Annotated in this window: 12 protein-coding genes and 2 pseudogenes; 5 read left to right on the top strand and 9 right to left on the bottom strand. The window is 71.0% G+C overall.

The annotated features are described in order from the left end of the window. The first annotated feature begins 145 nt into the window (after positions 1-145). Positions 146-892, top strand: coding sequence for a recombinase family protein (locus ABD374_RS31900; protein ID WP_344500171.1), 747 nt, complete (start codon positions 146-148; stop codon positions 890-892). A 118-nt stretch (positions 893-1,010) separates the two neighbouring features. Here the strand turns inward: ABD374_RS31900 and ABD374_RS31905 are convergent, their stop codons facing one another. After that, a complete protein-coding gene (locus tag ABD374_RS31905; protein WP_344500173.1) occupies positions 1,011-1,982 on the bottom strand; it encodes a pirin family protein in 972 nt (323 codons plus the stop codon). Between the two features lie 237 nt (positions 1,983-2,219). On the opposite strand from ABD374_RS31905, the gene ABD374_RS31910 reads away from it, so the two are divergent. Next, positions 2,220-2,666 carry an STAS domain-containing protein gene (locus tag ABD374_RS31910; protein WP_344500175.1) on the top strand — a complete coding sequence of 149 codons (447 nt, stop codon included), beginning with the start codon at positions 2,220-2,222 and terminating at the stop codon, positions 2,664-2,666. Between the two features lie 11 nt (positions 2,667-2,677). Here the strand turns inward: ABD374_RS31910 and ABD374_RS31915 are convergent, their stop codons facing one another. After that, positions 2,678-3,406 (bottom strand): GAF and ANTAR domain-containing protein, encoded by a 729-nt coding sequence (locus ABD374_RS31915; RefSeq protein ID WP_344500177.1) that lies wholly within the window; start codon positions 3,404-3,406, stop codon positions 2,678-2,680. A 662-nt stretch (positions 3,407-4,068) separates the two neighbouring features. Here ABD374_RS31915 and ABD374_RS31920 point away from each other — a divergent pair. Further along, the gene (locus ABD374_RS31920; protein ID WP_344500179.1) at positions 4,069-4,569 is read left to right on the top strand and encodes a hypothetical protein; all 501 of its coding nucleotides are present in this window, start codon (positions 4,069-4,071) and stop codon (positions 4,567-4,569) included. Positions 4,570-4,803: 234 nt separating this feature from the next. Here the strand turns inward: ABD374_RS31920 and ABD374_RS31925 are convergent, their stop codons facing one another. From ABD374_RS31925 to ABD374_RS31955, 7 genes are all read right to left on the bottom strand, one after another. Further along, positions 4,804-5,109, bottom strand: coding sequence for a DUF5133 domain-containing protein (locus tag ABD374_RS31925; RefSeq protein WP_344500181.1), 306 nt, complete (start codon positions 5,107-5,109; stop codon positions 4,804-4,806). 276 nt (positions 5,110-5,385) lie between these two features. Beyond that, positions 5,386-6,045 (bottom strand): hypothetical protein, encoded by a 660-nt coding sequence (locus ABD374_RS31930; RefSeq protein ID WP_344500183.1) that lies wholly within the window; start codon positions 6,043-6,045, stop codon positions 5,386-5,388. Beyond that, on the bottom strand, positions 6,042-6,503 hold the full coding sequence (locus ABD374_RS31935) for a DUF6114 domain-containing protein (RefSeq protein WP_344500185.1): 462 nt from the start codon (positions 6,501-6,503) through the stop codon (positions 6,042-6,044). The genes ABD374_RS31930 and ABD374_RS31935 overlap by 4 nt, the downstream gene beginning before the upstream one ends. Continuing rightward, positions 6,494-7,102 (bottom strand): DUF6230 family protein, encoded by a 609-nt coding sequence (locus ABD374_RS31940; protein WP_344500187.1) that lies wholly within the window; start codon positions 7,100-7,102, stop codon positions 6,494-6,496. Before ABD374_RS31940 ends, ABD374_RS31935 begins: the two co-directional genes overlap by 10 nt. Positions 7,103-7,308: 206 nt before the next feature. Next, entirely contained in the window at positions 7,309-8,070 is a 762-nt protein-coding gene (locus ABD374_RS31945; RefSeq protein ID WP_344500189.1) for a MerR family transcriptional regulator, read from the bottom strand. Between the two features lie 120 nt (positions 8,071-8,190). After that, positions 8,191-8,418: a hypothetical protein gene (locus ABD374_RS31950; protein WP_344500191.1), complete on the bottom strand. Its 228-nt coding sequence runs from the start codon at positions 8,416-8,418 to the stop codon at positions 8,191-8,193. Between the two features lie 16 nt (positions 8,419-8,434). Next, positions 8,435-8,908, bottom strand: a complete 474-nt coding sequence (locus ABD374_RS31955; RefSeq protein WP_344500193.1) for a DUF3459 domain-containing protein — start codon at positions 8,906-8,908, stop codon at positions 8,435-8,437. A gap of 166 nt (positions 8,909-9,074) precedes the next feature. On the opposite strand from ABD374_RS31955, the pseudogene ABD374_RS31960 reads away from it, so the two are divergent. Further along, positions 9,075-9,227: pseudogene (locus ABD374_RS31960) on the top strand (sugar phosphate isomerase/epimerase); the annotation flags it as partial. Positions 9,228-9,434: 207 nt separating this feature from the next. Next, positions 9,435-9,620 (top strand): annotated as a pseudogene (locus ABD374_RS31965) (RNA polymerase sigma factor SigF); the annotation flags it as partial.

Genomic DNA, 9,620 nt, shown 5'->3' on the forward strand with positions numbered 1-9,620 from the left:
TCCCATTGAGCATTCGTCAGTTCATGCCGACGCACCATGACGGACTCCTGCCCGGAACGGCAACAGATCCACCGCCCCGGACAAGAGCCATCAGACACTGCCTAGTCGCCTACACCCGCTTCAGCGTCCGAAGTTCGGCGAGCTGTTGGCGTATGCGCGGCCGGGCGACACCGTGCACATCTCCGAGATGTTCCGCCTCGTACGCGGAACCGGGCACATCCTCGACGTGCTCGACGTCCTCCACCGCGACCAGGTCGCCCTGCGCATCCATGACGGCGCGTTCTCCGCGATGGACCTCACTGCCCGCCACCCGCGCACCGGCGAGCTGCTGTCCACCGTGAAATTCATGGTGCAGACCCTCGCCGCCGCCGGCGAACTCCAGCGCGAGCTGACCTACGACGGGTTGCGGGCAGCCGAGGCGAAAGGCAGCAAAGGCGGGCGCCGCCCGGCCGTCCCGGCCGCGAAGACCGACGCCGTCCGCACGTCCTACCTGGAGGGTCGTTCGATGGCTGCCCTTGCCCGCGACCACGGCGTCAGCCGCGGCGCGATCCGCACGGCCGTCGCCGACCTCCTGCCCGACCACACCGCCATTGAGGAGGGTCCCGCCCCAGAGCTGCCGGTCACCCTCGACATGCCCGGCAAGGTCGCCGACTTCCTCCGCGCCACCGAACTGGACCCCGCCGAACGGGCCGTGCTCGACCAGGGGATGACCGTACGGCGCGGCCAGGGCTACACCCTGCGCGTCAGCGCCGTCCCCGCCGTGCACCGCCAGCTCCTCGACCGCTGCGAGCCGCTCGACGGCGCCCAGGGCTTCCCGGCGGTCCCGGCCCAGCGCAAGGCCCGCCGCGAGTACGGGAACCGGGTCAGCACACTCGCGCCGCCCGGACCATGATCGTTCTCACCGATAACCGCTGTACCGATGTTCCCCGAGGCCGGGGGAGACCTGGTCACAGGTGAGGGCCACAGAACCTACGCCTCGCGACCACGACACCGATTCCCGCAACCCGAGGTCAACGCACTCGTCCACGTGATTTCAGCGCGACCGACGGGAGTTCGGGCGCGGGCAGCCGAGCCCCGTCGTACCCTTTCACTTCGCCGAAGCGAGAGCCTGTCATCCACTCGGAACGGGCCTGGGCGATGTCCTCGTGGGAACGCCCGATGAAGTTCCACCACATGACGATTTCCTCCTCGAACGGAGTTCCGCCGAGCAGGACCGTCCGGGCGGTGTCGTCCGACTCGTTCGTCAGCGTCAGCCGGTCGGATCCGGTCGGGAGGTAGCCCAGTTCGGCCGGACGCAGCAGGGTGCCGGCCATGCGGACCCTCCCGTGGTCGACGAGAAGGCCGTGCTCGAAAGCGGGGTCCAGGGCGAGGGTGGCCGTCGCACCCGGATCGAGGGTGATTTCGGCACCGAGCAGAGGGGTGAACGTCCGTACCGGGGAGACCGCTCCCGCGAGCGCGCCCAGGAAGACCCTGATCCCGGCCCCGCCGGCCCGCACAGGGGTGGGGACGTGGTGCTGGAAGTCCGGCTCCGCGTGCCGGTGTGCTTCGGGCAGCGCCACCCACAACTGCACACCGTGCAGGACGGTGGTCCGCCCGGTCGAGACCTCCGAGTGGCTGATCCCGTACCCGCCCGTCATGAGGTTCAGCTCGCCCGGTCGTACGAACGCGTGGCTGCCCAGGCTGTCACGGTGCTCGATCTCCCCGCTGAACAGCCAGCTCACCGTCTGCAGGCCGGTGTGCGGATGCGGGGCGACGTCCATGCCGCCCGTCTCGGCGACATGGTCGGGGCCGTAGTGGTCGGCGAAGCACCAGGCTCCGATCAGCGTCCGGGAGCGCTGTGGCAGCGTACGGCGTACGGTCATCGCCCGCGGGCCGCCCAGCGGGACATCACGCGGGGGGAGGACGTCGACGCCCGGCACCCGGCCGCCGCTCTCCGACGCTCCGCAGCGCAGCTCAGTGGGCTCCGCTTCGACGTTGCTCACCACGTCTCGCCTCCTGACGAAAAGATAGTTGGAGATTCAACATTATTGTTCCGATCATAGGCCGACGAGCTCGGCCCGTACAGCGGCTCGGGGAGAGCGCCACACCGCAGCTCCTGGCCCGGCTCCGCGCCGTCCAGGAGGACTTCGTCCGCGAGGTGCTCCGCCGCTGAGGGGCGCGCAGGCAAGCAGAACCACATCGATCTCCTGCATCATCCTCCGCAACAGGGGCACATGGGGATGACGGTGGTCAGGGAGCGGCCCGTCCCGCAGGCATGCCTCCTGGAGCCCACATTGCTGTTCCCGTACTACCGACTCGACGTGGACCGCCTCGTGATCGAGGTTCACGACGTGATCGACTTCGGCGAGCAGGACGCCGCTGAAAGCGAGCTGCGCGCGCTGATCTCGGGTTCCGGTGCCCGGACCGTGATTGTCGATGTGCACACGCCGCTGGTCACCGCTGTGGCCGTCAACGTGCTGCTGCGCGTTCGACAGGTCGCCCGTCACGGAGGGGCCGTACTGGCCGTGGTGGCACGCCGCCCGCTGGCCCGCAAGGTGTTCCGTATCGCCGGCGTGTACCGGTTTCTGCTGGTGACCGCCACGTTGTCCGGCGCCGTGGCCTGCGCGCGCGGGTGCCGTCCCGTCTCGAGGCAGCCGTCGCGGCGGGATCAGGACGTCGGTGGGTGACCCCCTGCGGCTCAGGGCCGGGGGCGCAGCCCGTCCTGGGCCGGTGGCCGGCCGGTGATGTTGGTCAGGAGGTCGGCGCACAGGTCGCGCAGTTTGATGTTGCGGTGCTGGGAGGCGCTGCGCAGGATCGTGAAGGCGCGTTCGGCGGTGCACCGCTGCTGGCCCATGATCACGCCAATGGCCTGATCGATGACGGTGCGGGACTTCAGCGCGGCCTGCAGGTGGCCGGCGAATTCCTGGGCGTCGCCGATCCGCTGCGCCAGCGCGATCGCTCCGGTGGCCTGCGCCGCCAGCGCGCGGAGGAAATCCAGGTCGACGTCCGCCCACCCGTCCGGCTTGGCGAAGTACAGGTTCAGGGCACCGGCTGTGTGGGCGTGGGCCGCGATCGGCAGCGAGACGGAGGAGCGGGTGTCGTACGCCACGGCATAGGCGGGGTAGTCGCCCCAGCGCCGCTCGCCCATCAGGTCGCCGACCAGGACTTCTTCTTCCGTGCGCAGCGCCTGGAGGCACGGGCCGTCGTCCTGGCCGTACTGCTTCTCGTCCAGCTCCATGGCCCTCGAGCCGGCGCTGGCCACCGTCAGGGGCCGGCCCTGGCGCTCCAGAGTGATGCCGCACCCGTCGGCGGCCGGGCTGCTTTCCAGAGCACGGTCGACGAGAGCCTGCAGGAACTCGTCGACACTTTCGGCGTCGAGCAGCAAGCCGGTCAGGTCCGGTACGTCGGAGAGGGGTCCGTCAACCATGGTCGTTCCTCTCCCGGGCCGACAGACCCGTGATTGGCCGTGAAAGCAGGTGGTTGCCGGGGACCACGGAATCCAGCCCGGGGGTGACGCCTCCAGCGCGTTTCGGTCCGCCCGGCTCCGACGGGGAGACGATGCGGGCGGCTCTTCCATTGTCGCAGCTCCGGTACGTAAGAGGGGCTCAGCCGTCCCGATCCGGTCGCCCTCTCGCACAGCGGTCACCGGCATGCCCGGGCCGGTGCTCCTCGGGCCGGGAAGCGGCGCGTGAGGGCATGACGGCGGACCTGGGCCTGGGCCTGGGCCTGCCGGAGATCGCCGTCGACGTACACGGACTCGGCATCAGCTGCTCCGACACCTGCGGCGGACCGCCGCGGACCGCCGCGGAGATGTTCGGCCCTTGTCCGCCCGGGCTGCACCGCGTCCTTCCGCCCCGCCCTGCGGGTCGCCGCCGAGTCATTCGAGGGGAACCCGGACCAGGTCCACGCGCCGACATCCGCCGTGCGGGGAACGGATGGCACCATCACCTCCGACGCATGGATCCAGGCCCGGCGTGTCGCCGGTGACGAACGCGCGGCCGAGGTCCGGGGCTCCGCACACGGGGCCTGTCGCAGTGCGCCGGACGCCGTGGCCACGCCGATCGAGGAATCCACAGCAGGAGAGCGCGCATGAAGCCGTCGAAGACGCCCGACCGTTCGCAGTCCCGGCATCCGGAGCGTCCGTCGCCCTGGCTGCGCCTGCTGCCCGGCATCCCCCCCGAGCGGCGCGGCTTCGTGCTGGCCTGGTGGGGGTTCGCCCTCACCTTCGGCGGGATGCGCCTGCTCACCTGGCTCATCCACATCGACGTGGCCGGGGTGGGCGACGTACAGGCCGGCGGGGTGCACATCCACCACTACGTGTGGGGGATCCTGCTGCTCGCGGCGGTGGGCGCGGCGGGGCTGGTCGAACGCTCGGCGCGGGTGCGCGCCTGGACGGGGCTCACCTACGGGGTGGGCCTGGCCCTGGTCCTGGACGAGGCGGCGCTGCTGATCAGCCTGGAGGACGTGTACTGGGACACCGAGGGCGGGGTCAGCATCGCCCTGGCCATCGCCGTGATCGCCGTCGCGGGAAGCGTCCTCGCGGTGACACGGGGCCGCCGCGCCTCCGGAGGGGACCGGGGCGACGGATGACGCGCCGGGGCCGCCGTTTGCCGAGTGCTCCTCTCCCCGGGTACGGGCATGGCCTTGCGGCCGTCTCGAGGGTCCGCCGTTCTCGCCGGGCACCACCCGGGTGGTGCCCGGCGTTCGCCCGTCCCCACACCCCAGCCGGAGGGCGCCTCCCGCAGGAACGGCGAGGAGGCGGATTCCGGCAGAGGGGTCGGGTTCCGGCAGAGAACGCGGACTGCGGGCAGCTGCGCGGCGGCCTCAGGCCGCGAGAGTGGTCTCCGGTGCGAGTGGTGCCCGAGATTCCCCTTCGGGTTGCCTGGCTGCCTCCAGGATCTCGTCGGCAGCCGCGATCGCATCGGTGATCGAACGGGTCCCGGTCACCACGCACAGCGTGTAGGTGACGTCTGCCAGCTCTCGTTGCCACGCCTGGTCAGGCTTCTCCGCAAGCGCAATGCGTGCGCTCGCGTACCTGGCCAGCAGAGTTCTCACACAGCGCGGCTCCGGCTTCAACACCACTACAGTCCCTCCCACAGACGCTCTTGAGTGCCGTACGTGTTCCCGCACAATGCGCTCTTATGCAACGCAATGTTTCGGATACCGGCTCAGACGGTGCGCGAAGGCCCGTGCTGGGCCTCGGCCTGGCCGCCTTCTTCTGCGACCGGCCGTATCTCCCGCACGGGGGGCGGGTGGTGGCCGCCCGGTCCCGGCCGAAGTGCCGGCCGAGGAGATGCTGGGCGAGCTGTACGGCGTACGGACCCGGATCGGTGTCCGCCCGACGACGCGCGCCCAGCACCGTCTGTCCGCCCTGAGCTGTCTGCCCTGAGCGAGGGGGCTACAGGGTTACGGTGCCACGGTGATCTGCTGGGCCGGGTCGGTGGTGTTCGCCACCGTGTAGACGGCATTGAAGGTGGAGCTCGTCGCACTGGTCGGACAGCCGAATCCACCGGTGACCTTGACCGGGACCGAGGCGTTGGTGAAGGCCAGCGAGGGCGGGGCACCGTTGGTCCAGGAGCCGGGGACGCTCGCCGCCGCGGTGGGCGCGGTGACGACCGTACAGGTGGCCAGCCCGGTCGTCTTGACCACGAGGCCGCCCGTCGGGACGGTCATGGTGGCCGTGGTCGGAGTCCCGTTCTGCATGGACACCTTCCAGTCGCCGCTGGTGGTGACGGTCGGGGTCACGCCCGGCATGCTCGAAGTGCAGGAGCTGTACGTCGGGGCGGAGATCGGCGAGGAGACCGGGCCGGCCGGGTTGTGGTTGCCGGGAGCGGCCGGGACGGTGCCGGTGGACACGGAGACCGAGCAGGTCACGGTGACCGAACCGGCCTTGAGGGTGGCCTTGCCGCTGAGCGTGGCCTTGAAGGCGTGGCCGGCCGGGGTGACGGTGGTCGAGCCGGCCGCCGCCGATAACGGTAAAGGCGAGGCGGTGGCGGAGGCGGCGCCGAGGGTCAGCGCGCCTGCGGCGGCGAGCCCGAGGGCGAGGGTGGCACGGGTGCGGCTCATGGCTGTGCTCCTTGGGGATCGGAGAGCGGTGCGGAGGAGGGGGTTACGTCCGGTGCGGGTATTGCGGATCTCGTGGTTCCGCCGTCCCTGGCAGATGCGCCGGACCTGGGGGTTCGTGGCTGCCAGGCGAACATGAGGCCGCCGCCGAGGATGCCCAGCAGGGTCCCGACGAGGAACCCGCCGAGGTTCGACAGCACGAGTGCGGCGGTGGCGATGAGGGTGGTGAGGACCCCGGCGAGTGCGCGGTAGTGCGGGGCGAACCAGACGGAGACACCGAGGACGATCATCACGAGGCCCATCAGGACGGACGGGATCCCCGCCACGCCCTGGGTGAGCATGACCTTCAGTGGGGCGAGCGGCAGGACACAGATCTCGGCTCCGGCGAGGACGGCGGCGAGTCCGCCCCAGAACGGCCGGCTGCGGCGCCACCGCCGGAACCGCGTCCGGCTCAGAAGCATTCCTTCTCGCCCTTGCTGATCTTCATGCTCAGGCCGGAGAGCTTGAAGGTGCCGGCGTTGGTGGCCCACGCCGTCTGCCGCAGATCGGTGATGCTGATGGTGTCGGCCTGCTGGGCGAACATGTCCTGCATGCCCTGGGCGTCGGCCGGGCCCTTGTCCAGGGTGGAGGCGTCGCGGCCGATCTCGATGTTCGTGAAGGTCGCGTTGCCGGACAGCTGGGTGGCGTCGACGAAGAGGTTCGTCGCCTCGACCGGGGTCTTCCGGCCGGCGGTCAGGTTGAGCGAGACGTCGCCGATCACCGGGAGCGAGGTGACCACCGACTGGCAGAGGCTGTTGAGCTCGGCCTCCTTGATGGCGGTCACCGCCACCGGGATGAGTTCCTCCCGGGCGTTGACGTCCACGCTGCCGTACTGGGCGAAGCCCTCGCCGGTCAGGCTCCGGGCGGAGACCTTGAACTGCTGGCCCGAGACGGCGAAGGAGGCGGCGAGCGCTCCCTGGGCGAGAGCGATGCCGAGGCCGGCGGTGACGGCGATGGCCGGCACCGTCAGGACGGCGAAGCGCCGCCATCTCACCCGGCCGTCGTCTAAGTCGTGTTCCATGACAGATTCCCCTTGGATGGGTGGGGGTCGGATGTGCGGTGATCCGGTCTGAACCAGTGCGATCCGTGCGACCCAGCGCGAGCCGCCGTCATCCGGCGTGATCCGGTCGCGTGTGATCGTTACTCGTCGGTACGACCGTGGAGTCGAATGTAAGAGTGCCAATGGTGGTTGGCAAGGTTGCGCGAACACCACCTTCAGGCCAAGTCCTACTGCTCCGTACGCAGCAGCGCGGCGACTTCCGCCTCCACCCTCCGCGCCATCGCCCGCGCGAATTCCGCGGCCACGACCTCACCCGCCACCGGGCGCAGCGCCGCTGCCGCCTCCGCAATGTGATCCAACTGCGTGGCCGAAAGCTGTTCCAGACCCTCCGGGCCGATCACATGCCGCCGGAACAGGGCGACGAACCGGTCCGCGAGCGCCGCCGCCTGAGCGTGGACAAAGCCCCCCGCGTCCAGGATCTCCGCGAGCGGCACGCCCTGCCGCAGCAGGGTCAGGGTCGCCTCCAGCAGCCGCCGGCTCGGGAAGGTGACGGTGTCCCCGTCGACCCGTACGTACTCCAGCGCGGCGGCCCGCCGGGTGTCCTGGGAGGTCGCCGCCGGGCCGAACAGCTCCCGCAGCTCGGCGAGGCCCATCGTGACGGGCTCCTCCTGCACCCAGTCCCGGGTCATCTCCCTTCTCAGGCCGAGGAGTTGGGCGATGCCGCCACCCTGCTCCCAGGCGGTCAGCAGCTCGGCGATGCCGTTCACCGTGTAGCCGCGGCCGAGCAGGTCGTCGATCAGCCGCAGCCGGGCCAGGTGATCGTCGGAGTACCAGGCGATCCGGCCCTCCCGGCGGGGCGGGGGCAGCAGCCCGCGCTCCTGGTAGTAGCGCAGATTGCGGACTTTCACGCCGGCCGCCCGGGCCACTTCCTCCCGGCGGTACCGCGCCCCGCCCGCCGCCACCGCGTCCCCCGCCACCTCGCTGCTCACGACCCCGAGCCTAATGCCGTGCGGGGCGCGCTCCAGGAGTTGTCGTCAAAGTGCCGGGGGGCTGGGAGAGCGTTCCGCTCTCCCAGCCCCCCGCGTGCCGGTGCCGTGCGTGGCGACGGATCAGGCGCGGTCGGCCCACACCGTGTTCAGCCTGCTCTGGCAGTAGAGCGGGGTCGGGCCGAGGACGAAGCCGAGCAGCAGGCCGACGATGCCGGCCTTGGCCGCGCCGGAGCCGGAGCCGCAGGCGCAGGCGCAGGCGCAGGCGCAGGCGCAGGCGCAGGCGCAGGCGCAGGCGCAGGCGGTCGGGGGGTGCCACGGGGGCCGGGGCGGCCACGGCGAGCAGGGCATGACGTGACGTGCGGGGTCAGGCGGTACGGCGTCGGTGGACGCGTGCTTCCCACGGCCGCAGGGTGTACGGAGCCGTGAGGGGGGCGGTGGCGGGAACGTTGGCGATGAGGGTCTCGCTGTGTTCCCAGCCGTCGGGCAGGGCGATGGCGGGGTCGGCTCCGCTGAAGTTGGCCAGGACCAGCAGCTCGGTGCCGGAGCCCGCGTCGTGGCGGGTGAAGGCGTAGAGCTGTTCGTGGCCCGGGTGGAGCATGTGGAAGTCGCCGTGGGTGAGGGCGGGTTCGGTGTGCCGCAGGGCGATGAGACGGCGGTAGTAGTGGAAGACCGAGTCCGGGTCGGTGAGGGGTTCCGCGGCGGTCGGCCGGCTCGGGGTGCGGCCCCTTCTTCCCGACGGCGTGGGATTTCTTCCCTGTGGTGCGGGATCAGCAGATGGCGGCACCCGGGCCGCGTCACGGATGACGAGACAGGCCGCCAGGCCGCCCCTCGGGCCCACAGGTCGTGCCGGACGGGGCCGGCACGGGGGCGACATGGATCCGGCAGTCGCGGGCGGCCATGGCACACGCCGGCCGGACTCCGTTCGAGGGCGGCGCCGGATTCGGCGAAGGGATCGATGTCGCGTCCTTCCCCGAACCGGTGCTCGGCCACGACGGGGTGGTGGCTTCATGCCGTTCTTCCCGCACCCGCGCGCCGACGACGCGCGCCGCGTAACGGAGTTGAAAGGCACGCTGCGTACGCATGGCGTGCGGCTGTCGAGTGTGCTGCCGCCGTACAAGTGGTCCTCACCCTACGAGGCCGGACGGCAGTCGGCGGTAGCCATGAGGGCGTAAAAATCGCTTCCTGTCCGCGAGGCCGCCACCACGTACCCGACCGGGCCGGCTCCCGGCCGGGTGCGTCGAGTGCGGGGCAGTCGGCGATGCGGCCCTGGCGCCTGTGCCTTGCAGACGCCAGGAGGCAGGCATACACCTCCCCAGGAGGGGAAGACGCCGCCCGGAAGCGCACCAGCCGGAGGAGGAGAGCACATGACAGCGATTGGTCAGATCGACACGTTCGAGGCGCAGGCCGCAGCGTCGTCCGAGGTCGACGCGCCTGTCGGTGTGGGTGAGCTGCCCTGGATCGAGGACGCGGGGAAGGTGGCCCCCAAGGATGCGCGGGCGCTGTCCAAGGTGTTCTTCGACCAGTTGCAGGTCCTGGAGGAGGGCACGCGC

Origin of the sequence: Streptomyces enissocaesilis, assembly GCF_039533765.1 — a bacterium.
Lineage (GTDB): Bacteria > Actinomycetota > Actinomycetes > Streptomycetales > Streptomycetaceae > Streptomyces > Streptomyces enissocaesilis.